Here is a 25,445-nt window from a genome sequence, read left to right as displayed (position 1 = left end):
AGGGCGGTCATCGGGCCTCCGACCACTGAAACCCGGCGGAGGTTTTTTCATATGCCGCCAGAAGCACTCAGATGTAAGGAATGCAAGACCGAGTATCCGCTGGAAGCGCGCTACGTGTGCGAGCGCTGCTTCGGTCCGCTGGAGGTCAGCTACGGCGACCGCTCCAGCGCCGACCCGGCTGAGCTCAGACGCCGGATCCAGGCGGGTCCCTACTCGCTGTGGCGCTACGCCGACTTTCTGCCGGTGGAGCACCCCCAGTCGGCGCTGGGGGCCGGCTGGACGCCGCTCGTACGGGCCGACCGGCTGGCCCGCGAGCTCGGCATCGGGGAGCTGTGGATCAAAAACGACGCCGCCAACCCGACGCACTCCTTCAAGGATCGCGTGGTGTCGGTCGCGCTGGCCCGCGCCCAGGAGCTCGGCTTCACGACGATCGCCTGCGCATCGACCGGCAACCTCGCCAACGCGGTGGCCGCCCACGCCTCCGCGGCGGGCCTTGAGTCGTTCGTGTTCATCCCCGACGATCTGGAAGAGCAGAAGGTGCTCGCCACCGGCATCTACGGCACCAACCTGGTCGCGGTGCACGGCAACTATGACGACGTCAACCGCCTGTGCACGGAGCTCTCCGGCGAGCACGAGTGGGCGTTTGTGAACATCAACATGCGCCCCTACTACGCCGAGGGCTCAAAGACGCTCGCCTTTGAGATCGCCGAGCAGCTCGGCTTCGAGCTGCCCGACCGCGTCGTCGCGCCGATCGCCTCCGGCTCGCTCTACACCAAGCTCGCGCGCGCCTTCGAGGAGTGGCTTGAGGTCGGGCTGGTGGCCGGCCGACTGCCCGTGTTCAACGGCGCCCAGGCTGAGGGCTGCTCACCCGTGGCCCAGGCCTACGCCGAGGGCCGCGACTTCTGCCGGCCAGTGAGACCGGAGACGATCGCCAAGTCGTTGGCGATTGGCAACCCGGCTGACGGACCGTACGCGCTCGACCTCGCCCGTCGCAGCGGCGGCGCGATCGACGCGGTCTCAGACGACGAGATCCGTGACGGGATCAGGTTGCTCGCCCAGACCACCGGCATCTTCACCGAGACCGCCGGGGGTGTCACCACGGCTGTTCTGCGCAAGCTCGCGCAGCGGGGCGACATCGGCGCCGACGAGCGCGTCGTGGCGGTCATCACCGGCGAGGGCCTCAAGACGCTCGAGTGCGCCCGTGGCACCTTCGAGGCGTGGCAGATCGACGCGAACGCCGACGCGTTCGAGCGGGCCCACGAAGAGCGTCTGGCGCTGGCCGGACGTGGCTGAGAGCGTGCTGCCGTCGGGGGCTGCTGCACAGTGCAGCCCCCGACGTCCGTCGCCGGGTCGCTACGCGGGCGCCACGATCCCGTAGCGCGAGAGCGCCGCACGAGCGCCGTCAACCCCCAGGGCCTGCTCGGCGCGCAGGCCGGCGGCGCGCGCGCCCGCCACGTTGAGCGCGTTGTCGTCGAGCAGCAGCACCGCCCTTGACGGGAGGGCCAAGCGCGTGATCGCAAGGTCAAAGATCTCCCGGTCGGGCTTGACGGCACCGAGCTCGAAGGAGAGCAGCCGCTCGGTGAAGAGGGCGCTCACCGGCCAGTGCGAGATCCGTCCCCGCCACTGCAGGGCGTTGGTGTTGGACAGACAGCCGACGCGCACACGCCCGGCGGTCTCGCGCACCAGGTCCTCGGCCCCGGGGTAGGGGTCATCGAGCCAGTCGGCGAACTGTGTCAGGAACTGTGCGGGGGTGAGCTCAAAGCGCCACTCTTCGATCACTCCGCTTGCGAACTCCCACTCGTCGATGGCGCCCGCCTCGAAGCGGCGCACGATCGGGCTGCGCAGCCACTGCGTGGCGGCGTCGAGCTCCGAGCCCCCGGTCAACCGGCGCAGTGAGGAGAGACCCGTGAACGGCGCGATCACGCCACCGATGTCGAAGAGCACCGCCTCGACGTCTGGGTCGGGGGCGTGTGCGCCGCCGGGCGCGCCGCGCGAGCCTGAGTCGGTCAATCGCTGAGCGCGACCAGGCCGACCGGGCAGCTCACGCCGGTGCCGCCCAGCCCGCAGTAGCCGCCGGGGTTCTTGTCGAGGTACTGCTGGTGATAGTCCTCGGCGTAGTAGAACGGGCCCGCAGCTGCGATCTCCGTGGTGATCTCGCCGAAGCCGGCGTGCGCGAGCTGCTCGGCGTAGGCTCGCTTGGACGCCTCCGCCACCGCGCGCTGCGACTCGCTGGCGTGGTAGATCGCGGAGCGGTACTGGGTACCGACATCGTTACCCTGGCGCATGCCCTGGGTCGGGTCGTGGCTCTCCCAGAAGTTCCGCAGCACCTCGGCGTAGGAGATCTGCTCCGGATCAAAGACGACAAGCACACATTCGGCGTGGCCGGTGCTGCCGCTGCAGACCTCTTCGTAGGTTGGATTGGGGGTGTAACCGCCGCTGTAGCCGACCGCTGTGCTGTAGACGCCGGGCAGCTTCCAGAACGCCCGCTCGGCCCCCCAGAAGCAACCGAGCGCGAGGATCGCCTGCTCGAGCCCGTCGGGGAACGGCGGTTCAAGCGGCGTGCCCAGAACCGTGTGGGCAGGAGCCACCGGCATGCGTTGGTCACGGCCGCGCAGGGCCCTGGTGGGGTCAATCATCTTCGTTTTCTCATTCCAGAGCCCAAACATGCTCAGAAGGATAGGCGCTCGCGCGCGCGGTGCGGACGAGGCGCCAGGTCAGGCACTCTGCAGCGCCGTGGCGAGGTGCGAGCCGGCCGCGAGCAGGTCGCTCCTGCTGGCGGCCTCAAAGTCGACGGCCAGGGTCGCGATGCGCTGAAGCAGCACGCTCTCGCCGGGGCGGGTGTAGGTGCCCATCAGTCTTGTCAGGATGGCGAACGTGCGGTTGGCGGCGGCCGAGGCCCGGTCGTAGGCGAGCAGGAAGCTGGCCGTGCCGGGCGGCAGAAGTTGCGGCGAGACGCCCGCAAGGCCGGCGTCCTGGCAGAGGTTGCTGGGCGCCAGTCCAAGCACCCGCGACTCCGCGGCGACGTAGCGGTGCACGATCAGCCTGCCGGCGCTGTCGCGTGTCCAGCGCAGGCGCAGGAGCAGCTGCGAGAACCTGCTGAACTGCGGCACCAGGGCGCTGTCGTAGCTGATCGTGAGGTCATCGCCGATCTCGTTGCCGATCGCGGTGAGCGTGCGTCGCGCGGCGGCGCCGATCGGTGTGCTCGGCTGTGTCAGAGGCTGGAGCGCGCTGCGGCATTGCGACACGATCGTCGTCGTGTAGGTGGCCACGGCCGTACGGGCAGATGAGGTCGCCGCCAGCAGGGTGTCCAGGTAGATCGCGTAGCCGCCGAGCGCGCGCCGGTCAGTGCGCAGATCGGCAGGCGCGTGGAGCGGCGGTTGTGGAGGCTGCGTCTGTGGAGGCTGCCGCTGGGGAGGCTGCGGCTGCTGCACGGTGGTCGTCGTCGACCCGGTCGGCGCGGCGGCGGGAAGCGGCTCGGCGAGCACCGGCGCCGCGGACGCGCCCGCCGGGGCCGCCAGCGCGGCAACGATGGCGATGGCTATGACGTGCTTCATCAGTGTGGTCTGCTGCTCGTTCTCTGTCCGCATAGACACCGCCGCCGCGCGTAAGTTTCGCGGGGCACGAGGCCACTGTGGCGCGGCGCCGGCGAGCGCGTGGCGCTCAGGCCGCGAGGTCGCTGGTCGCGGGTGCTGCCGAGAGATGCTCCGCGAGGCCTGCGCGTGCCTGCGAGTCGAGCCTGTGGGGGATGTCGCGGTCGATGATCGCGAGCGCCTCTGCCGGTGTCAGCGGGTCGCGGTACGGGCGTCTGGCGGTGAGCGCCTCGTAGATGTCTGAGACGGCCAGCACGCGCATCGGCAGGTCGAGTTGCTCGGCACCCAGGCCGCGCGGATAGCCACTGCCGTCGAGCTTCTCGTGATGGTTGGCGGCCAGCTCCGCGAACGGCGCGAAGCACGGCGCACGCTCGAGGATGCGCAGCGTGTGGGTCGGATGCGCCTTGACCGCCTCAAACTCGGCAGCGGTCAACTTCCCGGGCTTATCGAGGATCCGGTTTGAGACCGCGAGCTTGCCGATGTCGTGCAGCAGGCCGGCACGGCGCAGCGTCCGCTGGGCGTCGGCGTCAAAGCCGAGCTGCGCGGCGGTGCCGACCGCCAGCTCAGCGACGCGTTCGGAGTGGCGAGCGGTGAACGGGGACTTAGCGTCGATCACGCGTGCGAACGCCTCGGCGATGCGCTCCAGTCGCTGCTCGTCGGCCGTGAGCGCGAGCCCGGCCGGCTCCCAGTCCGAGATGTCGGGCGTGTCGAGCGCCGCCCAGAAATCGCTGTCGCGGGAGGAGCGCAGGAACGCGTCGACCAGATGCGGGTCAAACCAGCGGCTGCGACGGCGGCGGGCCACGGCCCGAGCCGCTCGCACCCCGCCCTCGCGATGGAAGACCTCGACCGTCTGCGAGAGACAGAGGATGCGCGCCGCCAGCGGGATCTGCTCGCCGCGCAGGCCATCGGGCATCCCCTGGCCGTCCCAGTGCTCGTCCAGACTGCGGATCGCCCTGGCTGTCTGCTCGGAGAGAAACAGCATGCGCGCGATCTCCGCACCACGGTCACAGCGTGCCTCCATGAACTCGCGCGTGAGCTCACCCTCGCCGCGCATCGCGCCGAGCACGCCGAGCCGCCTGCGCAGCCCGCTTCCCTGTGCAGCGTTACGGACCGCCCACAGCAGCGACGCACGCGGGTTGCTCCAGTCCGTCAGCTTGGAGGAGGCCTTGGCTGCGAAGTCGTCGGCCGCGAGCACCGAGGCCATGCGGCTTGAGTTCGCCGAGCAGCCGGCGTCCTTGAGCAGCAGCGCGTAGAAGAGGTCCGAGCGGTCGGTTTCGGACAGCTCGATCTCCTCGGCGATCCGCATCCCGATCAGGCAGGAGCGCAGCGCGTGCCCGGGCGGCTGGCCTTCGACGATGTCCAGCGCATAGGACAGCGAGCCGATCACCTGCGACAGCGCGATCTGCTCCATTTGGTGGGCATCGGCGCGAGGTGGCGAGCGCTTGAGCGCTGGGCACCTGCCGCGGCCGCACCTCGGAGCGCGATAGACCACCTGCCAGTAGAGTGCCACCGCCGTCTCCAGGGAAGCGAATGGCTGACTTCTGCGATCTCAGACCCTATGTGGCGCTCGTGACGGGCTGCGGCAGCGAGCGCGGCATCGGCTTCGCGTGTGCTCGGCGCGAAGGTTGCGATCACCTCGACCACGACCCGAATCGAGGACCGCGCCGAGCAGCTGCGCTCGGGTGGAGCCACAGTGATGGCCCAGCCGGCCGACCTCACCGTCGAAGACGAGGCGATCGAGCTCGTGCGATCCGTCGAAGCGGAGTTTGGGCGTGTGGACATTCTCGTCAACGCCGCCGGGATCGCCGCGGGCGGCAAAGCTCCCACGCAGGCTCTCTTCGCGGAGATGACCTCTGAGCAGTGGGTCGCCGAGCTCGGGGTCAACCTGATGACGTGCATCTTCACCACAAAACCCGCAATCGCGGGCATGGTTTCCCGACGGTATGGGAGGGTGATCTTCATCTCGTCGGTGACCGGCCCGCTCGTCACGGCACCGCGCGAGGCCGGCTACAGCACGGCCAAGGCTGGCATGGAAGGCCTGATGCGCAGCCTTGCGATCGAGTACGGGCGCGTCGGGATCACCGCCAACGCGGTTGCGCCCGGGTGGATACACACCGAGTCCTCGACTGACGACGAGCTGACCGCGGGCCGGAGCACGCCCGTCGGGCGGCCAGGCAGGCCAGAAGAGGTGGCCGACCTCGTGGCGTTCCTCGCCTCGCCAGAAGCGAGCTACCTGACCGGCCAGTCGATCGTCGTCGACGGCGGCAACTCGATTCAGGAGCCTCACGGGCTCGACCTCTACAACGATCTGGGATCGTGAACTTTCTGGCCGCTGACGCCCACGGTCACGTGCTGACGTCCACGACAGCACGACCATCGCGCGCGAGAAACCCGCGATTTGCGGGGCTTTCGCTAACGCGCCCGGCAGGATTTGAACCTGCGGCCTTTCGCTCCGGAGGACACTCACCGGACTACCGAAAATGCCCGTAAAACCTAGCTTTTGCAGGCGATTCGACGTTTTCGCCCGTCGCGGATTAGGCGCGATTAGGCCCGGATTCGGCGGCGTTTGGGCACCAGAATCGCTCTAGTGCCCAATCAATCCGAGGCGAATCCGGGCCGGCGCGAAGCCTGGCGCCTGTCGCGGCTACAGGCCCGTAGTGGACGGTCGGCGTCTACGCGGCGTCGAGCCAGCCGCGGTGCGCGTGTCGGTCAGCTCCGGCCGTCGCGTCGCCTCGGGCGATGGCCTTGCCGTGATCGACGTCCAGGCGAGCGACGGGCTCCAGGTGCTCGCCATGCAGTCGCGCCCACTCCGCCGCGGCCCGTTCCAGGGCGCTATCGGACCCTGACCGGACGGCGGGGGGCCGTCTGGCGCGGGCGTCAAGCTCGCGGCGCAGATTGTCGAGCCCGACCTCGCGTGCCCGTGTCTTGAGGTCGCGGGCACGCTGGCGGCAGGCCTCGACTTCGGCGGCTGACGGGCGGGGCTCTACGGTGCTGGCTTCGAGGGCGTCTGCCAGCGTCGCGTGGTACGTGGCTTGGGCGTTGAGGATGGCCGGCGCCCGCTCGGCCAGCCGGCGTAGGTCAGCCGGAGACCTGTTCGGGCCGCCGTTGGCCTCGACGAAGCGCGCAAGCGTGTTATGCAGCGCGTGCCATGCCTGCTCAGCACGCCGCTGCGCGTAGGCCGCCGCTTGCAGGTCGCTGCTGGCCGCTGGCTCGTGAAGCAAGCCGACGGCGCGCGCCTGCCGGAGCCACTGCTTGACGCTGCCGTCGGGCTGTTGGGCGCCACGGGTGACGAGTCGCCGCATGTCAGTGACAGAAAACCGCTCTGACGCCAGCAGCGCCACGGTGGCGATGCGCGAGCGAGTTTCCGCTCTAAGGCGCATCCATGCGGGGCTGTCGGGCGCCGGCACAAGGACCGTCGCGCCGTCGCTTCGCAGCGCTCGCGTGCGAAGTTCGACCCCACTTCGGCCCTGGTGGATTGTCATGAAAAGAAATCAAAGCAGTGACCTCGGACGCCTCCTAGCTGAGGCGCGCCACGCTGCCGGGCTCAGTCAGCAGGCGCTCGCCAGTCGAGCCTGCTGCTCGGTCGGCTACGTGGCGGTTCTGGAAAAGGGCTACGCGCCCGCACGAAGCAACGTGCTGCCGCGACTGCTGGCCGCGCTCGCGGGCGACGACGGCGAGCAGCGACGTAGTGCCAACGAAAACGGCGCCAGCGCGGGCAACGCTGACGCCGAGAAGCTGACCGATGGAGCCGGTCACCATGAATCCTACAGCGGCTAGCGCACACGCTGACGGCGCCCGCCATGTCGGCCGGTCGCTGGTGATCCCGCGCTCAGGGGGCGCGTTCACGGCTGACGTGTCGGTCTCGCAAGGGCTCATCTGGTGCTCGCGGTGTGAGCGGACGGTCAACGGCCTAGCCGTGCCGATGGGCGACCGCCTTCTCAACCTGCGCGAGGTTCGTGAGATTCGGCCCGAGCGCGCGCAGGTGACGACGTGAGCGCCGCGTCCGAGTGCTACAGGTGCGGCGGGCCGCTCAACGAGGGGGAGACCGGCACCATGCATCCCCAGTGTGCTGATGCATGGCTCGCGGAGCGCAAGCACGGACCGTCGAGCGCAGCGCCCGCGCCTGAGGTAATCCAGGCGCCCAGCGCCGACGGGTTAACGAGCTGGGCGCCCGTAGACCTCGCAGACGTGCTCGCTGGTGACTACGTGGCACCAGCGCCGACGATGCTGGCCCGCGAGGACGGCCGCTGCCTGATGTACGTGGGGCGCTCGCACTGGGTCAGCGCCGAGCCGGAGGCGTTGAAAACGTGGTTCGCGTTACTCGCGTGCGCAGAGCAGCTCGACGCCGGCCGCACGGTGCTCTACCTCGACTTCGAGGCTGGCGCCACGGAGATCGTCGGGCGGCTCCGCGCGCTCGGCGTCGAGCCAGGAGCCATCCGGCAGGGCTTTGTCTACATCCGGCCAGACGAGCCGCTCGCGGGCGGTGCGGTCGCGGCGCTCGATGCGGCTCTGGCGCACAAGCCGGTCCTCTCGATCGTGGACGGCGTAACGGAGAGCTTCGCGCTCCAGGGGCTCAGTCCGCTCGACAACTCCGACGCTGCCGCCTGGCTCGACCTGCTGCCGCGCAGGGTCCTGCGGGCGGGCAGCCCGTCGCTGGCGCTCGATCATGTTGTCAAGGACAAGGAGCAGCGCGGGCGTTACGCGATCGGGGCGCAGCACAAGCTCGCCGGCGTCGATGTCGCGTACACGCTAGAAGTGGTCGAGCCCTTCGGGCGCGGACACGACGGGGTTGCCACGGTCAAGGTCCAAAAGGATCGACCAGGTGGTGTGCGCGAGTTCGCGCAGGACGGGGTGGTCGCCACGCTGCGCGCAGCGAGTCTCGACGGCGGGCGCGTGAGCTTGTCGCTAGAGCCGCCCGAGGCGCACGCCAGGGGCGCGAGCTTCCGGCCGACGCACATCATGGAGCGGATCTGCCGGGCGCTTGAGGAGGCACCAGGCGGTCTGTCCAAGCGCGCCATTCGGGCCGCGGCAGGCGCCAAGGCACAGTACGTAGACCTTGCGCTTGACCTGCTGATTACCGAGGGCCACGTCCGTGTTGAGCGTTCCGGGACCGCGAATCTGCACGTGCTCGTCGCGCCTTACGACGGCGACCGTGTTCCCGTGTTCCAAGCGTGTTCCGACCGTGTTCCTGCCGAGGGGAACACGCTACCGGGCGACCGTGTTCCCGTGTTCCGCTCCTTTAGGAGCGAACAGACACGGGACACGGAGCCCGCGAGCACGCTAGAGCGTGAGCGTGTTCCGGCTCGGGACGTGAAGGTCTGTAGCTGCCAGGACGGCGGACTGGGTGACGGCTACCGCTGCGAGCGGTGCCTCGGATGGCAGGTGGAGCTGTGAGCCGTGACAGCGTCCGTGGGCGGCGGTTCTTGGCTGAGGCGTCGTGCGGCCATCTTGCCTTCGTCGAGCAGGCGCTCGCGCGCCTCGACGCTGGACAGGCAGAGTACGGCGATTCCTGGGCGTGGATCGGTGTCCGGCGCCATGTGGCCGAGTTGGCCGAGGAGGCGGCGGATCTGGGCGCGTGGTCGGCGCTGGCAGACCAAGCCCTAGATCATGAGCACGCACTCGGCACTGATGAACGGGAGCGGGTGCGGCAGGTGCTCAGGCGGGTCGCAAGCCTGGGTGCGGCCAGCCATCGCCTGCTCACCGAGGCCGCGGCTGAACTGGAGCGGCCGTGAGCGCGCTCGACCTCTCCAGCGAGCAGCTTGAGCGCCTCGCGGACTTGATCGCTGACCGCCTCGCGGCTCGCGCTGCTGGCGAGCTGATCGACGCCTCAGAGCTGGCGCGGCGCCTCGGACGCTCGCGCGACTTCGTTTACGCGCACGGCGAGCGCCTGGGCGCCGTGCGACTCGGCGACGGCGACCGTCCACGGTTGGCGTTCCGCTGGCCGCAGGTGCTCGACAAGCTCGACGGCACCGAGCGTCAGCGCCAGCCTGCGCCGGTTGCGCCTCGACGCCGGCGACGTGAGCAACTGCCGCAGACGGCGCCGCTGCTGCCGATCAAGTCGGGGGCTGCGCGATGAGCGATCCGGGCGAGCTGCCGGCGTTTTCCCGAGGCGCCGAGCGCCTGCTGAGTGAGTTGGTGCAGCGCGGGCTGCCTGCCGAGTCGGTGCCAGTCGCCGCGCGGCTCGTGATCGCGCTCGACGAGCGCCGGCTGACCGTCAACGCTGACGACGACGGCGCCGACGCGCTGCTCAAGGCGCTCGACCAGATCGAGGCCGACCGATGACCGCGACGATGCGCCAACCTAGCGCGGGCGTCAGCTTCGCCAAGACTAAGCCTCAGCCTGAGAGTCAGACTTCGGAGGTCGCTCAGGCGCTCGGGCGTGTGCAGCGGTTGGCCGAAGCTCGGTCGAGGGCGTGGTGCCGACGCGAGCCAACGAGAGACCTCACAGCACGGCTGGAGACCGCTTGGCAGGACTTGCGAGCGGCGCGGGCGATGCTGAGCCCTGACAAACCGCCGGCAGAGCACCGGCGACCCGAGCGCCGCATCACGATCACAGACCGCCGGTACCACGGCCGAGACTGCGCGCTCTCACGGTTCTTGCTCGACCGCATCGCCTGCGCACCGGGCTCGCGCGTGGCTCTGAGCACCTTCGCGTCTGAGCTGCACGCCTACGTGACCGACGACGCTGAACGCCTCGACCTGCCGACCGCTCGCCAGCTTGCGCGCCAGCTTCGAGCACGTGGTCTGAGCGTTCGGCAGGCCGGGCCGCGCGTGTGGGTCGAGGGCGTGCGAATCGCTGCCCGTGACGAAACATGCCATTCGCCGGAACCGACCTCAGACTGAACTTGACCGTTACAGCTCCGCTGGGGAGCGAGCAAGCGACCGCGGCGACGAGCCGCAGAAGGGCAGCACATGAGCATCACGCAGGCAAGACCACAGGCAGCGACCGAGGACCGGCTGCACAGCGATCTCGTGAAGATTTGGCGCGCGCTGCCGCCCGGACCGTGGACGGCTCAGGGCGCCGATCCTGACCACGAGCTTGCGCGGGAGATCCTTGCGATCCGCTATCCGGGCGCGACGGTCAAGGACCTCGCCGCGGCGTCAATCTGGATTCAGCACTTGGTCTCGTGCGGCTTTCTGACCGCCCGCAAGGACGCCGACCGCCCGCGGCTGACCGTGTTCACAAAGGCCGAGACCGCGCCCGAGCCGGACCGACGCAGCTTCACCGAGAAAGAGCAGGCGCAGCTCGACGATGCTGCGAAGCGCGAGCGCCAGATGCTCGACGAGCAAGCCCGGTTCGCCCGCAACTTGGCAGAGCAGTGGGCCGCGCTTGATCCGGCAATAGGCCAGATCAGCTCAGCGCTTCGGCGCTTGAACGTGATCGACAAGAGCGGCGTCGAGCAGGTCACGTCTGCGGCCGTCCACGCCGCCATCGAGCCGCTCAGCCGCCAAGTCGCCGAACTGAGCGAGCAGCTTGCCGCCGCCATCGAGGAGCTGGGCCAGCTCCGCTCACAGACCAACGAGCCGCGGCGCTTCGGTCGGCGCGGGCACTGACCGGCCATAGAGGCCAAGGAGACACCACCATGAGCAAGACCAGCGACAAGAAGGTCATCGCTTCCACCGACATCGCGCTCGCCGCGCCGAGTGCCAACGACAACGCCGTCATGGAGCATGTGAGCGCCGAGCTGGTGCTCGAGGAGCGTGCGCGGGTGCGTGCCGACGAGATCTCGGCGATCCGGTCGAAGCTGGCGTCGAGCAGCGACGGGCACATTGCGCGCGCGGCAGACGTGCTCCTCGGGTCAGGCGGACTGCACGGCCGCATGGACGACCAGAGCTACCGCACCTTCAAGGGCGCGATCACGGCCGCCCGCGAGGCATTGCGCGCCGACGCGGACCTGCGCCAAGTCGAGCGGCAGTACCGCTCGCGTGTCCGGGTCGAGCGCGAGGTCAATCCTTACGCGGACGGCAGCCCGCATAGCTGGCTGAGCGACGCCTTGCGCGAGGCGAGTGGTCAGCAGGTTCTCGGGCGCGACGACGAGGCGCGAGACCGCCAGGATCGTCTACAGCGCCACGGCGCGCGCGTCATGCGCGCGGTCGAGCGCCAGACCGGCTACGGCAAGTTCATCGCCCGCGGGATCGAGGCTCGGTATCGCCCGACCGTGAGCAATCCGAGCCATCCTGAAGCGGTGGGCGCGCGCCAGCGGATCGCTGACGAATTGCGAGCACTGACCACCGACGGCGGCATCTCGGCGACCGCGCCGGGCGGCGCGGCTGCGTTCGTGCCGCCGATCACGCTCGTCCGGCAGTTCGCCACGTTCCGCAGTCCGTTCGCGGCGTTCGTGTCACAGCTCAACGATACGCTCACGCTGCCACAGTACGGCTTGGAAGTCGCGGTGCCAGCGTTCACGAGTGCAACCGATGTGGCCGCCACGAGCGAAGGTAACTCGGTCAGCGACACTGATCCAACGGCTACGCTGAACACGGTCGCAGTCAACTCGACCTCGGGCAAGGTGACACTCTCGCAGGCTTGGCTCGATCGTGCTGGCGGTGTCGGAATCACTGGCGATCAGTTTGTGATGCGGCAGCTCAGGGCACAGCTCGACGCCAACAATGACACGTATGCAGTCACTACGGCGCTCGCAGGAGCTCAGACGGTCGCAGGTATAAGCACGTTCACTCTGACCGGCACGTCAGGCGTTGGCGGTCTGTATGGTGACTTGGCGAAGGCTCGCAAGGCACTGACCACGACACCGGGTATCTACATCAGGCCTACGGCGTACTTCGCTCCAGACCCGCTGCTTGACTACGCGAGCGCGTGGGCAGACGCGAGCGGCAGGCCCGTCGCGCTGCCGAGCCTCGATCAGAACGCCAAGAAGATAGGCGGGCTTGGTTACTCAGGGCTCAACTTCGCAGGACTCCGAGCGTTCGCAGACCTGAACATTCCAACGGTCGGCACAGGATCGCAGTATCAGATCATTGTCTGCGATCCAAGTAACGTGCTGTGGATGGCAGGCCAGCCGATCTTCTCACTCATGCCATCCGGCGGCGTCGCAGGCAACCTCGAAGCATGGGTTACCGTGCGTCAGTACGTCGCTTGCTTCCCGATCTGGCCGCAAGGCATCGCCAGCATAACCGGAGCAGGATACGACGCAGGCAACTTCGCCTAACAGTCACAGTCACACTGACAGGTAAGTGTCATGGTCAGTACGCATGAAGGGGGCGCAGGGTATCCAAAGCGGTTACTGTTTGTGGACGGCTCGCCCCTAACTCGACTTTCGTGATCTCAGGCGGCGGCTTGGGCTGACGGTGACAGGGCGGGCGTGATTTGTGGTTCGGTGGTTGTCTGGGGTGCTTGTGCCCAGTATTCGTGTCGGATCAGCTCGCGGCGGAGCGTGGCGAGCATGTCGGTGTAGCTGACGCTGGTTTTCTGGCGGTACCACGGGGCGGCGCGCCGTCGGGCTTTGAGGTCGGCTTCGGGGTTGCCGTGCAGTTGGTACCAGGCGATCGTGATCGTCTGGGTGAGGAACCCGAACGGGACGGTCCGCTCGACGGCTTTCTGGACGCGGTTGCGCGGGTCGCCGACGCCGTGTGCTTTCGCTTCTTGATGGCAGGTCTCGATCGTCCAGCGGCTGTCGTAGCGGGCGATCAGCACCGCGGCGGTCGCGGTCGTGTCGGTTGACGCGAGTGCGATGTCGAACCCTTCGCTGGTGCCGGGGTTGCGGATCAGGATCACCTTTACCGCCCGTGTGTGTAACGGCCCGTACCACAGGCACGTGAACGCGTGGATGTGCGCGGTCCGCTCGCGGCCGCCGGGGGTGGTGACCGTGACCGGCGTGAACGCCGCAGCGGCGGCGAGCTTGGCGAGACTCGCGAGCCGGGCGCCCTTCAGCGCTGGGCGTCCCCGCTTGCCGGTTGGTTCCGGCGCGAACGCGAACACGGCCGCGTTGGCGCGCATTCTGGTCGTGAGCGTCACGCGGTCTGGTAGCCCTTGCCACGCCTTGCTGGCGTACGCGCCGTCCATCACCAGCTCCACGACCCGGCCCGGGAAACGCTTCAGGATCATGTCGATCAGCCGCCTCGCGAGCTCGGGTTGTGACGGGCGGTCCGGATGCTGCTCGTCCTTCGGGCGGAACAGCCGGAACAGGACCGGCAGCCCAACCTGCCGGCCGTCGAGGCACGGAAGCTCCACGACGAGCACGAGCACGACCCAGCAGTTCCCCCATCTGGTCCGCTGCCCGGATCCCTCGGGTTGCGCGCCGTCGTGGAGGTAGTGCGCGCCGAACACCTTGCGTCCGGAGCGGCCGAAGAGCGTGTCATCAACGGCGAACCGGATCGGGCCGTCGGGCTTGACGAACATCGTGATGAGGAAGTCCAACAGCCGAACGCCGAGCTCGTCAGGCTCCCAGCGTCGGCGGGCGAAGAAGTCGTGCGCGCGGCTGTGATGCCACTCGCCCGCGAGCCCGGCGGACTGCAGCATCCCCGTCACGGTGCAGTCCCGCACCCGGCCGACCATCCCGACCACCAGCATGCTGAACGTCTGAAACGTTGGTTGCGTGAAGGATGGCGCGAGCAGGGACAACAGCCCGGCGAGCGAACTTGGCATAGCGGCGACTCCTGGTGCAAAGGGCCGCGGGAACGTGTCAGCGTCTCGTGGCCAGATCGGCTTGTCGCGCACCAGATTCGGGTCGCCGCGACCTTCTCCTTGCCGTGCTCCAGGCGCGGGATGATCCGTCGCGCGGCGCCAAGGTCGCCGCGCCTGACGCGCAGGCTAGCCTTCCGCTTGTGTCTGACCTCGCAGCGATCGAGCGGGAACTCGATGTCGCCCGCGAGCGTGATGACAACACGGCGCGCGTTCGCTTGATCGCGCGCGCGCTCGAACTAACCGAGACGCAGCGGCACCGCGCGGAGTACCTCGACGAGCTAGCGTATGCCTACCAGCAGCTCGGCCGGTTCGACGAAGCGGTCGACGCGATGCGCCAAGCCGTCGCCGCTGGATGGGACGGCGACCTTGATGAGCACCCCAGCGCACAAGCACTGATCGCCGATCTGCTGCTGCACGCAGGACACACAGACCAGGCCGATATCGCCTGGCTAAACGCCGAGCGCGAGGACCCCGGCAACCCGTGGCTGCACCAAACAGCGGGCCTCGCCTACGCGGACGTCGGACTGCACAACAAGGCGTTGCCGTGGCAGACCAAAGGCCTCACGCTCGCGCTCGCCACCAACGTCGACAGCGACATGCTCTGGATGCTCACCAGCGAGCGAGCCGAAACCCTCGACGCGCTCAGCCAACCACCCGACGAACTGCAACTCCAAGCTGAAGAACTCGTCGATCGCGAAGAACGAGCCGAACGAGCACGCGTTGACGCGTTCTACCGAGACCAGAGCACGCGGACGGTCCCGCCAAAGCACGCGTCGGTCGGTCTTGCCTGGTTCCCGGCCCAGGAGTACCAGCGAGCGCTCGAGACCTGGCCAAGCTTCGCCGAGGACTACGAGCACGGACCCTACGACGCATACTGCGCCCGGCTCGAACTGCTCCTCCGACAGCTCAGAGCCCAGGGCGTCGCGCGGCTCGCGCTTGTGCCAATCACGATCGACAGCTACCTCGCCTGGTCCGCCGAGCACGACCGCGATCCCGAGCAATCAGACACCCGCGCGAGCTACGCCACCGAACTCCTCAAAACAACCACAACACATCCCTGGCCACCAGAGCGCAACCAGCCCTGCTGGTGCGGAAGCGAACGCAAGTACAAGAAGTGCTGTCTACGCGCCAGCTGACACCGCACATCGGACTGCGCCAACCCTCACCCAGCGACCTCGAAAAGCCCGAAACTCGAGCCCTAATCAATCTTTCTCTGTTTTGCCATAAAGGCGAAAGCTTGGGCCGGAGCCTACGCAATCGCGTGCGCCCAGGCGCAAGCGCCCGTCTGGTCTGCGCTTGGGGGTGGTCGGCGTGACCGTCGAGGCCACGCAGGTCGAGCGGGCGCAGGCTGAGCAGCGCCGAGCAGAGCCGGGTTATGCCGAGCTGCGCCGGTTCATGGACGCAGGGCGCACGCAGCACCAGGCGGCAGCGCATTTCGGTCTCTCAAGGCAGAAGGTGCAACGGATTCTCGCGGCTGGCGCTGACCGGCGCGGCGAGACTGAGCGCCATGTCGCGGAGCTGGTGCAGGGGTGGGGGAATGATCCGACTACCAGGGTCAAGGCCTCGATTCTCGTGGCGCTTGCGCGTGTAGTCGATCGCTCCTCGGCCAGCTCGACCGCGGCGGCGGCGATGGCCGCCACGGCTGCCGCGGCTGAGCTTCGCAAGGCGCTCGAAGCGGTGGAGCAGGCTGGCCGCGCTGACCGCGCATGGCTGCTCGACGTGTTCGCCCGTCCGGGCAACTTCGACATGGAAGGCGGTGACTCGTGAGCAGTTACCAGGACGCACGCCAGGCGCTCACGCAGCTCGCAGAGCAGGCGCGCCACGAGGTCACGGGCCCGGCCGTCGAGGCGCTCGACCCGAGCGCGTATCTGTACGTGGCGGGGGCGCTTCAGGACTACGCGCGGGCCGTTCACGACGCCACGCAGGAGGCGACCGCGCTGGCCGTAGAGGGCGTCGAAGCTGATGAGTGTGTCACCCGGTGGGAAACACGGCTGGCAACCGCTCAGCGCCGGTTGAGCGATGCTGTGAACGCGGCGCTGGTGCTCAGCGGCGTGGGCGGTGGTGAGTGGTGAGCGTCACTCCGGGCATCGTGTGGCAGACGATCACCGCCGTCGATGGCAGCGTGGCCGTGGAGCGCATGTGGAATAACGTGACGCTGCTGGCGGGCGCGCCCAGCGGGGTTACAATGTCGCACGTCTATCAGCTCCGGGCGGTGGTGCTGACGCTCGGGTCGGCGAGCGTGACTTATCCGTTCGATGTCGTGTGCTCGGCGGGCTCTGACAACTTCCAGGTCACGAGCGGGCTGACGCCGCTCAAGGCCGGGATGGTGGTCAGCGCGCCGGACGTGGTGCCCAATGGGCTTCAGATCGTGGGCGTCGATCAGCCTGCGTCCGGTTCGGTGCTGCTCGGCGGCGGGTGGTCGCCAGCGATGCCTACGACTCCCTGGGTGTACTCGCAGCCCGCGACCTCGACGCTCGCGGCGAGCTTGCTGGCCGTCGATCAGTACCCGTATGGCACGTTGTCGGCCGCCGTGACGCCGAGCGCGGGCGTGACCGTGACGGACTGGAACTACGACCAGACGGGCGCTCTGAACGTCGGCGACGGGCAGGCGATGAGCAATAGCGGCTTTCAGGCGGTGGCCTACTTCGGGGCGACGTTCCCGAGCGCCGGCACCTACGAAATCGCGGTCTCCTACATGAGCTACGACGAGGACTACACCGACACGTCAGACACGCTCGTCGTGACGGTCACGTGATCGCCCGTCTGAGCGCATGAGCGGCTCGCTGGCGCCCTCGACGGCGTGACGCGATGGTCTGCCTTGCCGGGGGGAGGGGGAAGGGAGAAGGGCGCACAGAGGCTCTGAAGGTCAACTATCTACAGGAGGTGGGCAACATGGCGGTACAGGTGCAGGCGGATGCGCGAAGCGCACGGCTCGCGGTGGAGTGCTTGCGGTGCCGCGGCTCGGGGCGTAACCGGCTCGGCGGCAGGTGCGGCAGATGCCACGGCAGCGGCGTGCAGGTGCTCTCGACGCATCGAGGCGTGGCACTCGTGCAACTCTTTGTCCGGGTGCTGGCCACGGCGCTTGCGCTCGGTGCGGCGCTCGCGTGGCTGCTCGTGGGGGCTGCGGCGTTCGCGGTCGTGATCTTTGCGACGGGCGTTATCGCAGGGGTGTGGTAGCGCTATCCGGTTGCGTCCGGGCTCGCGCGTACCGTGTAGCCGGTAGAGGTTGCGGAAGGTAGAGGGCCGGCGTCACCTGCGGGCGTCGGCTCTCTGCGTTCGTCGAGGCCGTCGAGGTAGGGCAGCGCTCGCGGCGCCGAGGCCGTCGAGGACGTTCACCAGGGCGCGCACGCAGGACCGGGCCCGTCGGCGTCGAGGCGCTTGCGGTGGTCTCTGTGATCGGGTAGAAGATCACCTACATCATGCAAGCGGGAAGGTGACGACGATGGCGCGCAGGCGGTCTCTGACCTCGCAGCTCTACGGGGCCGCGCGGATCTCAAACAACCTCGGCTCGCTGAGCAGCCCGACCAGGGCCGCGAGGCGCGCGAAGAACGTGGCGCTGGGCCGTGCGCTCGGGCGTGCCGGGGTGTGGCGCAAGCTCTGGAAGTAGGCGGGGAGTGTTAGGAAGCGACGCGGAGTCGCCGCTGCGGCGTAAAGTTTGCAGCACAGTGGCCGAGCGCCGTAACAACGGATGAAGCTTGATCGCGACTGCAAGTATCTAATGGAGGTATGGAATGTCTGCAACAGAGATCCAGACTGAGCCTCTCGTAACGGATGATTTGGCGCCGTACGAGGGTGCCTGGGTAGCCGTACGCGACGGAAGGATCGTTGCGAGCGCGTTGACGCCGGTAGAATTGCGTGACGATCCGCAGGTTCAGGACACGGATGCGCTGATTCCCGTCCCGCGGGCGGCCGACGCGACGTTCATCCTTTAGCCCTGTCCGCGCTCCCCTCACAGCCGTTCCTGATTCCTTACCGGGACTTCGGTCAAGGTGGTCCGCGGCCGTACTTGGTCATGCGAGTCACGGGAATCAACGGCGAGTCCGGCCCCCTCTGGGGCCTGGTCGACTCCGGGGCCGATCGCACGTCGCTGCCACTTGGGTACGCGACGTTGATGGGCTACGGCGTCGAAGACCTAACAATGGAGACTGGAACGGGCGCAAACGGCGAGTTCACGATGCACGTCGCGAGCCGCGCGTCGACGGCGGTTGTGCCCGAAATCCCGCAGCATGTGGTTGAGTTCGCCCCCATATTCCTTCCCGGGGCGCGCACAGTTCTGTGGGGACGGCGGGACTTTATGCGTCGGTTCACGGTCTCGATCATGGAGAGTTCTCAGCACTTCGCGATCACCCCCGTCTAGGAGCGCCCTGGCCGGCGAGCGCGGTCGGGGCGCTTCGGCTAGAAGATCCCACGCGAGCGCTCGGAGCGCGTAGGCTGCGCCCGTGTCTTGGTGGATCGCCTACGAGTGGGACGGCCAGACGCGCCGGCAGGACTCCTACGTGATCGTCAAGGCCGACGCGCTCGAGCAGGCGCGCCAGCGCGTACTTGCGGCGATGTCGCTTGAGGCGGTGGGCGAGCGGGCGTGGCTCGCGCCGCGCTACAAGCGTCTCAGCCTCGAGGGCCGTGATCCGGTGGAGCTGGCGCCGAATGACGCGCGCATAGCGGACGTGCCCGAGGGTGCCGAGTGGCTCGTGCATATGCCCGCTGAGGGTTGCCGGTACTGCGCGGGCCGTGGCTGGGTTTGGCGGCCGCCAGCTCTAACGGCACCACGTCAGGCGTCGGATTGGTTCCCGTGCCACCAGTGCAACGGCACGGGCTGGTCGGTGTATCACAGCACGTCGCCACGGCAGCCGAAGCCGACCGAGCCGCCGCTTAGTTAGACGCGCGAAGGTCTCAGCGCCAGCCGCGCGACGCTCTCAGCCGCTCTCTGCGCCTGCTGGGGCGTGCGGTAGGCGCAGGTGCGCTCGGTCAGGCGACGCTCGACGCGCTCGGGGTGGTGAACATCGCCGCGAAGTCGGGATCGTCGCCGATCACGTAGCCGTGCTCTGCCAGCCACGCCGAGGCGTCTGCGAGCGTGTCGGGCGCGTACTCGTCGCCTTCGTCGAGGACGAGGTAAGGCTCGCCTTCGCTCATGTAGATCTTGCCGATGCGCGGGCCGGTGATGTCGGTGCCGCGCACGAGGTCGTAGCCGTCGTCGTGGGCGTTGGCGGTGCTGATGGCCGTGGTCATGGTGGCGATCCTCTCGACGGCGCTGGGCCGTGTCAAGGCCGAGGCCTTCGAGCTGGCGCAGGATGGTCTCGACGGCCTCGGGTGACGTGCTCGGGGCTGCTCGCAGCGCGTTCTCGACGGGCTCGCGGTGGGTCGCTGTGATTCCGCCGCTTGTCAGGGTATCCTCACAGCATGACCGCTACCGAATCAGACACGCTCGCCGCGCTTCGCAGAGCCCGCGAGCAGCTCGACAACACGCAGACCGCGATCAGCGCACTAGTCGCCGAGGCTCGCGCGCAGGGCGCATCCTGGCAGGGGATAGGCGACGCGCTCGGGATCACGCGCCAGTCGGCGTGGGAGCGGTTCGGCAAGCGTGAGCAGGCGGCAGACAACGGCTCACCAGAGGGGGGTAACTGATGCCGCGCGAGGCGACGGGCCAGGTGGTTGTCAAGGACCGCAAAGGTGGCAAGGTGTACGCGCTCCGGTTCCGCGCCAACGGCGAGCGCCAATATCTGACGCTAGGGACCGACGCCGAGGGCTGGAACGACCTCCGCGCCGCCGAGGCGCTCGCCGACGAGCTGGCGAAGGTGCGGGCCGGCGTGTGGCGGCCAGTGCGCGCCGAGCCCGAGCACGTCGAGGCGCAGGCGCCCGATCCGACCTTTCACGTGTTCGCGTCGCAGTGGTTCGAGGCCAAGCGCCGCGAGCTTGACGAGAGCACGCAGACAGACTACGGCTGGCAGCTCTCAAGCCACCTGCTGCCGTTCTTCGCCGAGCATCGGCTCTCAGAGATCACGGTGGCCGAGGTTGACCGCTACCGGGCGGCGAAGGTGCGCGAGTCCGAAGCGCGGGCCGAAGCGCTGAGACAGTGGCGAGCACGCCTCGACGTCGAGACCGACCGCGCGAAGCTGCGCGAGCTACGCCGCCAGAGGCCACCTAAGCCGCTCTCAGCCGCCTCGATCAACAAGACGCTCACCAGGCTCGGGCAGATCCTCGACCAGGCCGACGAATACGGGATGATCCAGCGCAACCCGCTGCGCGTGAATCCTCGCAACCGCAAGCTCAGAGCGCCGAAGCCGCCCGCGGTCTGGCTTGACCGGGCGGAGCAGATCGAGTCCCTGCTCGACGCCGCGGGCGAGCTTGACCTCGCGGCGCGCCCCGACCGGCGCCACGTGCCGCGTCGGGCGATGCTCTCGGTGCTCGTGTTCGGTGGTCTGCGCATGGGCGAGCTGCTCGCGCTGCGCTGGCGCGATATCGACCTTGCGGCAGGCAGGCTCTACGTGGGCGAGGCAAAGACAGACGCGGGCGTCCGGCACGTGGAGCTACTGCCGGCGCTCAGAGAGGCGCTGACGACCTACAAGGCGGGGTGCATGAACACCGGGCCGGATGATCTTGTCTTTGCGACCACCAACCGGCGCAAGTTCAGCCGCGACGGATTCCGGCAACGTGTGTTCGCCCGCGCCGTCGAGGTCGCCAACGAGCGCCGCGAGGCGGCGGGGCTGCCACCGCTGCCCGAAGGCTTGAGCCCGCACAAGCTGCGGCATACGTGCTGCTCGCTGCTGTTTGTCTGTGGGTATGAGCTGCCGCGTGTGATGCGGACGCTTGGGCACGCCGATTCGGCGGTCACGTTGCGGATTTACGCGCACGTGATGAGCGCCGACGAAGGCGAGCGGGAGCGTCTGCGGGCGCTCGTCGGTGCCGTGCCGGCGCCCGTTGATTGGGCACCATTGGGCACCAGCGGCGCTCAGACGGCTCTACGCGGTGATAGCGGCGCGGTCTGAGCATGAAAAAACCCTCCATTTGGAGGGCTTTTGTGACGCGCCCGGCAGGATTTGAACCTGCGGCCTTTCGCTCCGGAGGCGAACGCTCTATCCCCTGAGCTACGGGCGCTCGTTGGCGGGGTTGCCAGTGGCGAGCTTAGCGCCGGCGGATGTCGGCCGCCATCTGCACGCTCGCTGCAGCGACTGTGCAACGCTTCCACCATGGAACTTGGCCGTTATGGTCTCTGGGTGGGGCGCGCGCTTGAACCGCGCGACTACGGTCAGGCCGCGGCGCTGGCAGAGGAGCTCGGCTTCGGGACGCTGTGGCTCGGCAGCTCGCCGCGCCTGGAGTCGCTGCGGCCGATGCTCGAGGCGAGCCGAGCGATCGTGATCGCCACCGGGATCGTGAACGTCTGGCAGTACGAGCCCGACGTGCTCGCCCGTGAGTTCGCCGAGCTGGAGGAAGCTCACCCGGGTCGCCTGCTGGTTGGCATCGGAATCGGTCACCGGGAGGCAACGCAGGAGTACCAGCAGCCACTGGCGAAGATGCGCGCGTTTCTGGACGGGATCGCCTCCGCGTCGACGCCGATTCCACCCGAGCGCATGGTGCTGGCTGCGTTGGGGCCGCGGATGCTCGAGCTGAGCGCGCAGCGCACGCTCGGCACCCACCCCTACTTCACACCGCCTGCGCACACGCGGATGGCGCGCGAGCTTCTCGGGCACCAGGCGCTCATCGCCCCCGAGCAGGCGGTGGTGCTCGACGACGGCGACCATCAGGCGGCGCTTGCCAGCGCGCGGGAGTACGCCGCCTTCTACCTGCGGCTGAGCAACTACGCCAACAACCTCAGACGCCTGGGCTACACCGATCAGGATCTGGCAGACGGGGGCAGCCCGAGGCTGGTCGGGGAGCTCGTCCCGCAAGGGCCGCCAACGGTGCTGGCGGCAGCCGCCACGGCGCACCTGGACTCAGGCGCTGACCACGTCTGCGTGCAGGTGGTCGGGGCCGCGGGAGTGCCCGAGCTGGCGTGGCGCGCGCTGGCTGCAGAGCTGCTCGTGCCGGGCGCCTGAGCGGCGGCTGACGCGGTCGGGTGGCGGCTGGCCGGGCGGACGGCCGCTTCAGGTGCAGCGTTTGCTGACCGGGATGTTCATGCTCGGGATCGGCGGCTCGACGCGCTGGCAGTAGGTGACCACGCCGCTCGCCGGGTCGGCGACCGCGTCAAACGGGTAGGTGACCACCTGCGAGGTGGCGGTCACCGTGCAGTGGAACACCAGCCTGCTGCCCGAGCCACCGGTCTGCGTGCAGGCGGAGCGGGTGACCGGCCCGTCGAAGACCCCGAGTGCGATCTCATGGTGCATGTAGTGCAGCACCGCCGCGTGCACGCCGGCGATCGGTGTTTGGCCGGCCGTGATCCTGCTCTCGTGCGGGGCCTGCTGCTGTTTGACGATCACCGTCCCCTGCTGGTTCTGGGCGGCGATCGCGCTGGGCTTGGTCACGTTGGCGATCTGCGGCACGTCGTAGGTCTGGTGGTTGACGTACCAGACGAGGCCGCCAACCAGGACGCCCGCCACCGCGAACGGCAGCGCCCACTGCAGCCACGGCGGCAGCGAGCGGTAGGGGCTGCGGCGCCGCGGCCGCCCGGCGTCTGGCGGGTTCACAACTTGCACACACCCAGGCTACCGCGGTCCTGGCAGACTCACGCCGATGGAGCTCTCGGTCTTCTTCGCCGGCACGGGCGGCTCGCTGCCGACCCAGCGACGCGGCCTACCGAGCCTGCTGGTCCGCCGCGGCGGCCAGACCCTGCTGGTCGATTGCGGTGAAGGCACCCAGCGCCAGCTCCTGCGCTCGATCGGGCTGACCGACGTCGACGAGGTGCTGATCACGCACCTGCACGCCGACCACTGGCTGGGCCTGCCGGGCCTGTTGAAGACCTTCGACATGCGCGACCGCTCGCGGCCGCTGGCCATTCACGGTCCGCGTGGCCTGCGCGACCTGGTGGCGAACCTGATGCGCTACGCCGGCGCGACCACCTATGAGCTGCACGTGATCGAGCTCACTGACGGTGAGATCCTCGAGCGTGACGGATATGAGATCGAGGCGGTGGCGGTTTCCCACCGCGGCCCCGCGCTCGGGTATGTGCTGCATGAACACGACCGTCCCGGCGTCTTCGACCCGGAGAGGGCGCGTCAGGCTGGTCTGCAGGAGGGGCCGGACTTTGGCCGCGTCCAGCGCGGCGAGGTCGTTGCGGGCGTCACGCCGGAGATGGTGATGGGGCCGCCGCGACTGGGCCGCAAGTTGGCGATCTCCGGGGACACGCGACCGTGCCCGGCGCTGGCGGAGGCTGCGCACGGAAGCGATCTGCTGATCCACGAGGCGACATTTGCGATCGAGGATGCCGAGCGCGCCCACCAGACCGGCCATTCGACAGCCACACAGGCGGCCGGCGTGGCCCGTGACGCGGAGGTCCGGATGCTCGCGCTCAACCACATCTCGATCCGCTATCCCGCCTCGCTGATCCGCGATCAGGCGCGCGAGATCTTCGCCAACACGGTGGTTCCACGCGACTTCGACACGATTGAGATTCCCTTCCCGGAGCGTGGCGCGCCGCGTCTGCTGCGCTGGTCAGAGCGTGACAGTGCTGCCGCCGGCCCGCTGGCCGGCGGCAGCGACCGAGCGGCAGCGGCCGCCGTCCCGCCCGCCGACGCGCCTGATACTGTGGCCTGACTGTCCCTTTAACCCGGTCCCGCGAGGCCAGGAAGGACGTATCGATGGACCATCAGACGGTCGTGCTTGACCGTGACGACATGCGCCGCACGCTGGTGCGCATCGCGCACGAGATCGTCGAGAAGAACGCCTCGGTCGGCGCGGAGGCGCCGCTCGCCATTGTCGGTGTACATCGCCGCGGAGCGGTGCTCGGCGCGCGGCTGGCCCCGATCGTCTCCGAGCTGGCCGGAGTGCAGGTGCCGCTGGGCAGCGTTGACATCAGCTTCTACCGGGACGACCTCGGTCGTCGCGAACCCGAGGCGCCGGCGGCCCCGGTGGTGCACGCGACCGCGCTTGACTTCCCAGTCGATGGACGCGCGATCGTGATCGTGGACGATGTGCTGTACACGGGACGCACCGTGCGCGCCGCGATCGAGGCGGTGTTTGACTACGGGCGTCCGGCCCGGGTGCAGCTGGCTGTGCTGGCCGACCGCGGCCACCGGGAGCTGCCGATCAGGCCCGACTACGTCGGCAAGAACCTGCCGACCTCGCGCGGGCAGCGCGTGAACGTACACGTCGTCGAGATCGACGGCGAGGACTCGGTGACGATCACCGAAGGAGGCAGAGCATGACGGGTCACCTGCTGTCGATCGAAGACCTCGACCGAGCCGGCATCGAGCGTGTGCTCGACCGGGCGCGGTCGTTTGCGGAGGTGGCAGGCCGCGAGATCAAGAAGGTGCCGGCGCTCAAGGGCCGCACGGTTGTGAACCTGTTCTACGAGGCCTCGACCCGGACCAGCTCGTCGTTTGAGCTCGCGGCCAAACGGCTGAGCGCCGATGTGGTGAGCGTCCGCAGCGTCGGCTCAAGCGTCGAGAAGGGCGAGTCGCTCAAGGACACGGTGCAGACCCTGAGCGCGTATGACCCCGCGGCGATCGTGATCCGCGCGCCGTTCGCGGGCGCCGCTCAGCAGGTCGCCGGCTGGACCGACGCCTGTGTGATCAACGCCGGTGACGGTAAGCACGAGCACCCCACGCAGGCGCTGCTTGACGTTTTCACGCTGAGACAGAGGCTTGGCTCGCTGGACGGGCTCGAGATCTGGATCGTCGGCGATGTGCTGCATTCGCGCGTGGCGAGGTCAAACATCCTGGCGTTTCGGAGGATGGGCGCCAGCGTCACCGTCTGCGGGCCACCGACCCTGATTCCACGCCAGATCGAGGCGCTCGGCTGCGCGCAGCGCACGACGCTCGATCGCCTCGGCGAGGCTGACGTGGTCTACGTCCTGCGGATGCAGCACGAGCGGATGCGCGAGGCCTACGTGCCGAGTCTGCGCGAGTACGCCCAGCGCTACCAGATCAACCTTGAACGTCTGCGCGAGGGCCAGCTGCTGATGCACCCCGGGCCCGTCAATCGCGGTGTCGAGTGCAGCGGGGCGGCGATCGACTGCGCTGCGTCGCTGATCGGCGAGCAGGTGAAGTCGGGTGTGGCGGTGCGCATGGCGGTGCTCTACGAGCTGCTCGTCGGCGCGCCCGCGCTACAGGCGGTGGCGTGAGC

General features: G+C 68.6%; 34 protein-coding genes and 1 tRNA gene. 26 read left to right on the top strand and 9 right to left on the bottom strand.

Going from position 1 to position 25,445, the window contains the following annotated elements; genetic code table 11:
* The first annotated feature begins 51 nt into the window (after positions 1-51).
* Complete coding sequence (gene thrC, locus M3M54_RS04890) at positions 52-1,293, top strand: threonine synthase (protein ID WP_249021066.1); 1,242 nt, start codon at positions 52-54, stop codon at positions 1,291-1,293.
* Between the two features lie 60 nt (positions 1,294-1,353).
* Here thrC and M3M54_RS04885 read toward each other — a convergent pair whose 3' ends face one another.
* The 4 genes from M3M54_RS04885 to M3M54_RS04870 all read right to left on the bottom strand — a co-directional run bounded on the left by M3M54_RS04885 (position 1,354) and on the right by M3M54_RS04870 (position 5,001).
* Positions 1,354-2,010 (bottom strand): HAD family hydrolase, encoded by a 657-nt coding sequence (locus tag M3M54_RS04885; protein WP_249021065.1) that lies wholly within the window; start codon positions 2,008-2,010, stop codon positions 1,354-1,356.
* Complete coding sequence (gene msrA, locus M3M54_RS04880) at positions 2,007-2,666, bottom strand: peptide-methionine (S)-S-oxide reductase MsrA (RefSeq protein WP_371878619.1); 660 nt, start codon at positions 2,664-2,666, stop codon at positions 2,007-2,009. Before msrA ends, M3M54_RS04885 begins: the two co-directional genes overlap by 4 nt.
* Positions 2,667-2,714: 48 nt before the next feature.
* Positions 2,715-3,593, bottom strand: coding sequence for a hypothetical protein (locus tag M3M54_RS04875; RefSeq protein WP_249021063.1), 879 nt, complete (start codon positions 3,591-3,593; stop codon positions 2,715-2,717).
* A 67-nt stretch (positions 3,594-3,660) separates the two neighbouring features.
* Positions 3,661-5,001: an HD-GYP domain-containing protein gene (locus M3M54_RS04870; protein ID WP_249021062.1), complete on the bottom strand. Its 1,341-nt coding sequence runs from the start codon at positions 4,999-5,001 to the stop codon at positions 3,661-3,663.
* A gap of 198 nt (positions 5,002-5,199) precedes the next feature.
* On the opposite strand from M3M54_RS04870, the gene M3M54_RS04865 reads away from it, so the two are divergent.
* Positions 5,200-5,910 carry an SDR family oxidoreductase gene (locus M3M54_RS04865; protein ID WP_249021061.1) on the top strand — a complete coding sequence of 237 codons (711 nt, stop codon included), beginning with the start codon at positions 5,200-5,202 and terminating at the stop codon, positions 5,908-5,910.
* Between the two features lie 352 nt (positions 5,911-6,262).
* On the opposite strand, the gene M3M54_RS04860 is transcribed toward M3M54_RS04865, so the two are convergent.
* Complete coding sequence (locus M3M54_RS04860; RefSeq protein WP_249021060.1) at positions 6,263-6,892, bottom strand: hypothetical protein; 630 nt, start codon at positions 6,890-6,892, stop codon at positions 6,263-6,265.
* 4 nt (positions 6,893-6,896) lie between these two features.
* On the opposite strand from M3M54_RS04860, the gene M3M54_RS04855 reads away from it, so the two are divergent.
* The 9 genes from M3M54_RS04855 to M3M54_RS04815 all read left to right on the top strand — a co-directional run bounded on the left by M3M54_RS04855 (position 6,897) and on the right by M3M54_RS04815 (position 12,756).
* Positions 6,897-7,367 (top strand): helix-turn-helix domain-containing protein, encoded by a 471-nt coding sequence (locus M3M54_RS04855; protein ID WP_249021059.1) that lies wholly within the window; start codon positions 6,897-6,899, stop codon positions 7,365-7,367.
* Positions 7,348-7,584, top strand: a complete 237-nt coding sequence (locus tag M3M54_RS04850) for a hypothetical protein (protein WP_249021058.1) — start codon at positions 7,348-7,350, stop codon at positions 7,582-7,584. Before M3M54_RS04855 ends, M3M54_RS04850 begins: the two co-directional genes overlap by 20 nt.
* Positions 7,581-8,984 carry an AAA family ATPase gene (locus M3M54_RS04845; RefSeq protein WP_249021057.1) on the top strand — a complete coding sequence of 468 codons (1,404 nt, stop codon included), beginning with the start codon at positions 7,581-7,583 and terminating at the stop codon, positions 8,982-8,984. The genes M3M54_RS04850 and M3M54_RS04845 overlap by 4 nt, the downstream gene beginning before the upstream one ends.
* Positions 8,985-9,013: 29 nt before the next feature.
* A complete protein-coding gene (locus tag M3M54_RS04840; RefSeq protein ID WP_249021056.1) occupies positions 9,014-9,322 on the top strand; it encodes a hypothetical protein in 309 nt (102 codons plus the stop codon).
* A complete protein-coding gene (locus M3M54_RS04835; protein WP_249021055.1) occupies positions 9,319-9,666 on the top strand; it encodes a hypothetical protein in 348 nt (115 codons plus the stop codon). The genes M3M54_RS04840 and M3M54_RS04835 overlap by 4 nt, the downstream gene beginning before the upstream one ends.
* A complete protein-coding gene (locus M3M54_RS04830; protein WP_249021054.1) occupies positions 9,663-9,872 on the top strand; it encodes a hypothetical protein in 210 nt (69 codons plus the stop codon). Before M3M54_RS04835 ends, M3M54_RS04830 begins: the two co-directional genes overlap by 4 nt.
* A gap of 209 nt (positions 9,873-10,081) precedes the next feature.
* Complete coding sequence (locus M3M54_RS04825) at positions 10,082-10,432, top strand: hypothetical protein (RefSeq protein WP_249021053.1); 351 nt, start codon at positions 10,082-10,084, stop codon at positions 10,430-10,432.
* Between the two features lie 69 nt (positions 10,433-10,501).
* Entirely contained in the window at positions 10,502-11,143 is a 642-nt protein-coding gene (locus M3M54_RS04820; RefSeq protein WP_249021052.1) for a hypothetical protein, read from the top strand.
* 29 nt (positions 11,144-11,172) lie between these two features.
* Entirely contained in the window at positions 11,173-12,756 is a 1,584-nt protein-coding gene (locus M3M54_RS04815) for a hypothetical protein (RefSeq protein ID WP_249021051.1), read from the top strand.
* A gap of 116 nt (positions 12,757-12,872) precedes the next feature.
* Here M3M54_RS04815 and M3M54_RS04810 read toward each other — a convergent pair whose 3' ends face one another.
* Complete coding sequence (locus M3M54_RS04810; protein WP_249021050.1) at positions 12,873-14,192, bottom strand: transposase; 1,320 nt, start codon at positions 14,190-14,192, stop codon at positions 12,873-12,875.
* Positions 14,193-14,371: 179 nt separating this feature from the next.
* Here M3M54_RS04810 and M3M54_RS04805 point away from each other — a divergent pair, with 179 nt between their 5' ends.
* From M3M54_RS04805 to M3M54_RS04765, 9 genes are all read left to right on the top strand, one after another.
* Positions 14,372-15,367 carry an SEC-C metal-binding domain-containing protein gene (locus M3M54_RS04805; protein WP_249019641.1) on the top strand — a complete coding sequence of 332 codons (996 nt, stop codon included), beginning with the start codon at positions 14,372-14,374 and terminating at the stop codon, positions 15,365-15,367.
* Positions 15,368-15,542: 175 nt separating this feature from the next.
* A complete protein-coding gene (locus M3M54_RS04800) occupies positions 15,543-15,998 on the top strand; it encodes a hypothetical protein (RefSeq protein ID WP_249021049.1) in 456 nt (151 codons plus the stop codon).
* Positions 15,995-16,303: a hypothetical protein gene (locus tag M3M54_RS04795; protein ID WP_249021048.1), complete on the top strand. Its 309-nt coding sequence runs from the start codon at positions 15,995-15,997 to the stop codon at positions 16,301-16,303. The genes M3M54_RS04800 and M3M54_RS04795 overlap by 4 nt, the downstream gene beginning before the upstream one ends.
* The gene (locus M3M54_RS04790; protein WP_249021047.1) at positions 16,300-16,986 is read left to right on the top strand and encodes a hypothetical protein; all 687 of its coding nucleotides are present in this window, start codon (positions 16,300-16,302) and stop codon (positions 16,984-16,986) included. The genes M3M54_RS04795 and M3M54_RS04790 overlap by 4 nt, the downstream gene beginning before the upstream one ends.
* Positions 16,987-17,123: 137 nt before the next feature.
* Entirely contained in the window at positions 17,124-17,408 is a 285-nt protein-coding gene (locus M3M54_RS04785) for a hypothetical protein (RefSeq protein ID WP_249021046.1), read from the top strand.
* A gap of 265 nt (positions 17,409-17,673) precedes the next feature.
* Positions 17,674-17,838, top strand: coding sequence for a hypothetical protein (locus M3M54_RS04780; protein WP_249021045.1), 165 nt, complete (start codon positions 17,674-17,676; stop codon positions 17,836-17,838).
* 124 nt (positions 17,839-17,962) lie between these two features.
* Positions 17,963-18,163: a hypothetical protein gene (locus tag M3M54_RS04775; protein WP_249021044.1), complete on the top strand. Its 201-nt coding sequence runs from the start codon at positions 17,963-17,965 to the stop codon at positions 18,161-18,163.
* An 80-nt stretch (positions 18,164-18,243) separates the two neighbouring features.
* Positions 18,244-18,588, top strand: coding sequence for a hypothetical protein (locus tag M3M54_RS04770; protein ID WP_249021043.1), 345 nt, complete (start codon positions 18,244-18,246; stop codon positions 18,586-18,588).
* A gap of 82 nt (positions 18,589-18,670) precedes the next feature.
* Positions 18,671-19,108: a hypothetical protein gene (locus M3M54_RS04765; protein ID WP_249021042.1), complete on the top strand. Its 438-nt coding sequence runs from the start codon at positions 18,671-18,673 to the stop codon at positions 19,106-19,108.
* Between the two features lie 88 nt (positions 19,109-19,196).
* Here the strand turns inward: M3M54_RS04765 and M3M54_RS04760 are convergent, their stop codons facing one another.
* A complete protein-coding gene (locus M3M54_RS04760) occupies positions 19,197-19,457 on the bottom strand; it encodes a hypothetical protein (protein ID WP_249021041.1) in 261 nt (86 codons plus the stop codon).
* Between the two features lie 171 nt (positions 19,458-19,628).
* Here M3M54_RS04760 and M3M54_RS04755 point away from each other — a divergent pair, with 171 nt between their 5' ends.
* Together M3M54_RS04755 and M3M54_RS04750 are read left to right on the top strand one after the other, a co-directional pair.
* On the top strand, positions 19,629-19,853 hold the full coding sequence (locus M3M54_RS04755; protein ID WP_249021040.1) for a hypothetical protein: 225 nt from the start codon (positions 19,629-19,631) through the stop codon (positions 19,851-19,853).
* On the top strand, positions 19,853-21,214 hold the full coding sequence (locus tag M3M54_RS04750; protein WP_249021039.1) for a site-specific integrase: 1,362 nt from the start codon (positions 19,853-19,855) through the stop codon (positions 21,212-21,214). Before M3M54_RS04755 ends, M3M54_RS04750 begins: the two co-directional genes overlap by 1 nt.
* Before the next feature lie 36 nt (positions 21,215-21,250).
* Here the strand turns inward: M3M54_RS04750 and M3M54_RS04745 are convergent.
* A tRNA-Arg gene (locus M3M54_RS04745) sits at positions 21,251-21,323 on the bottom strand.
* 92 nt (positions 21,324-21,415) lie between these two features.
* Between M3M54_RS04745 and M3M54_RS04740 the strand changes: the two genes are divergently transcribed.
* Positions 21,416-22,261 (top strand): TIGR03620 family F420-dependent LLM class oxidoreductase, encoded by an 846-nt coding sequence (locus M3M54_RS04740; protein ID WP_249021038.1) that lies wholly within the window; start codon positions 21,416-21,418, stop codon positions 22,259-22,261.
* Positions 22,262-22,309: 48 nt separating this feature from the next.
* Here the strand turns inward: M3M54_RS04740 and M3M54_RS04735 are convergent, their stop codons facing one another.
* Positions 22,310-22,858 carry a hypothetical protein gene (locus M3M54_RS04735; RefSeq protein WP_249021037.1) on the bottom strand — a complete coding sequence of 183 codons (549 nt, stop codon included), beginning with the start codon at positions 22,856-22,858 and terminating at the stop codon, positions 22,310-22,312.
* 37 nt (positions 22,859-22,895) lie between these two features.
* On the opposite strand from M3M54_RS04735, the gene rnz reads away from it, so the two are divergent.
* Genes rnz through M3M54_RS04720 form a run of 3 tightly spaced genes read left to right on the top strand, consistent with a single transcriptional unit; the run spans position 22,896 to position 25,443 of the window.
* Positions 22,896-23,915: a ribonuclease Z gene (gene rnz / locus M3M54_RS04730; protein ID WP_249021036.1), complete on the top strand. Its 1,020-nt coding sequence runs from the start codon at positions 22,896-22,898 to the stop codon at positions 23,913-23,915.
* A gap of 44 nt (positions 23,916-23,959) precedes the next feature.
* Positions 23,960-24,526, top strand: coding sequence for a bifunctional pyr operon transcriptional regulator/uracil phosphoribosyltransferase PyrR (pyrR, locus tag M3M54_RS04725; protein WP_249021035.1), 567 nt, complete (start codon positions 23,960-23,962; stop codon positions 24,524-24,526).
* Entirely contained in the window at positions 24,523-25,443 is a 921-nt protein-coding gene (locus tag M3M54_RS04720; protein WP_249021034.1) for an aspartate carbamoyltransferase catalytic subunit, read from the top strand. The genes pyrR and M3M54_RS04720 overlap by 4 nt, the downstream gene beginning before the upstream one ends.
* The last annotated feature ends 2 nt before the right edge of the window (positions 25,444-25,445 follow it).

The organism is Conexibacter sp. S30A1 (genome assembly GCF_023330665.1).
Taxonomy (GTDB): domain Bacteria; phylum Actinomycetota; class Thermoleophilia; order Solirubrobacterales; family Solirubrobacteraceae; genus Palsa-465.
The sequence above is the reverse complement of the archived record's forward strand: the minus strand, read 5'-3'. Positions and strand labels throughout refer to the sequence as shown.

Bases quoted from the DNA above. Each gene is read 5' to 3' on its own strand.
- thrC (WP_249021066.1), top strand. From the start codon at position 52: ATGCCGCCAGAAGCACTCAGATGTAAGGAATGCAAGACCGAGTATCCG.
- msrA (WP_371878619.1), bottom strand. From the start codon at position 2,666: ATGTTTGGGCTCTGGAATGAGAAAACGAAGATGATTGACCCCACCAGG.
- M3M54_RS04870 (WP_249021062.1), bottom strand. From the start codon at position 5,001: ATGGAGCAGATCGCGCTGTCGCAGGTGATCGGCTCGCTGTCCTATGCG.
- M3M54_RS04860 (WP_249021060.1), bottom strand. From the start codon at position 6,892: ATGCGGCGACTCGTCACCCGTGGCGCCCAACAGCCCGACGGCAGCGTC.
- M3M54_RS04850 (WP_249021058.1), top strand. From the start codon at position 7,348: ATGAATCCTACAGCGGCTAGCGCACACGCTGACGGCGCCCGCCATGTC.
- M3M54_RS04830 (WP_249021054.1), top strand. From the start codon at position 9,663: ATGAGCGATCCGGGCGAGCTGCCGGCGTTTTCCCGAGGCGCCGAGCGC.
- M3M54_RS04825 (WP_249021053.1), top strand. From the start codon at position 10,082: ATGCTGAGCCCTGACAAACCGCCGGCAGAGCACCGGCGACCCGAGCGC.
- M3M54_RS04820 (WP_249021052.1), top strand. From the start codon at position 10,502: ATGAGCATCACGCAGGCAAGACCACAGGCAGCGACCGAGGACCGGCTG.
- M3M54_RS04815 (WP_249021051.1), top strand. From the start codon at position 11,173: ATGAGCAAGACCAGCGACAAGAAGGTCATCGCTTCCACCGACATCGCG.
- M3M54_RS04810 (WP_249021050.1), bottom strand. From the start codon at position 14,192: ATGCCAAGTTCGCTCGCCGGGCTGTTGTCCCTGCTCGCGCCATCCTTC.
- M3M54_RS04785 (WP_249021046.1), top strand. From the start codon at position 17,124: ATGGCGGTACAGGTGCAGGCGGATGCGCGAAGCGCACGGCTCGCGGTG.
- M3M54_RS04780 (WP_249021045.1), top strand. From the start codon at position 17,674: ATGGCGCGCAGGCGGTCTCTGACCTCGCAGCTCTACGGGGCCGCGCGG.
- M3M54_RS04775 (WP_249021044.1), top strand. From the start codon at position 17,963: ATGTCTGCAACAGAGATCCAGACTGAGCCTCTCGTAACGGATGATTTG.
- M3M54_RS04770 (WP_249021043.1), top strand. From the start codon at position 18,244: ATGCGAGTCACGGGAATCAACGGCGAGTCCGGCCCCCTCTGGGGCCTG.
- M3M54_RS04760 (WP_249021041.1), bottom strand. From the start codon at position 19,457: ATGACCACGGCCATCAGCACCGCCAACGCCCACGACGACGGCTACGAC.
- M3M54_RS04755 (WP_249021040.1), top strand. From the start codon at position 19,629: ATGACCGCTACCGAATCAGACACGCTCGCCGCGCTTCGCAGAGCCCGC.
- M3M54_RS04750 (WP_249021039.1), top strand. From the start codon at position 19,853: ATGCCGCGCGAGGCGACGGGCCAGGTGGTTGTCAAGGACCGCAAAGGT.
- M3M54_RS04740 (WP_249021038.1), top strand. From the start codon at position 21,416: ATGGAACTTGGCCGTTATGGTCTCTGGGTGGGGCGCGCGCTTGAACCG.
- rnz (WP_249021036.1), top strand. From the start codon at position 22,896: ATGGAGCTCTCGGTCTTCTTCGCCGGCACGGGCGGCTCGCTGCCGACC.
- pyrR (WP_249021035.1), top strand. From the start codon at position 23,960: ATGGACCATCAGACGGTCGTGCTTGACCGTGACGACATGCGCCGCACG.
- M3M54_RS04720 (WP_249021034.1), top strand. From the start codon at position 24,523: ATGACGGGTCACCTGCTGTCGATCGAAGACCTCGACCGAGCCGGCATC.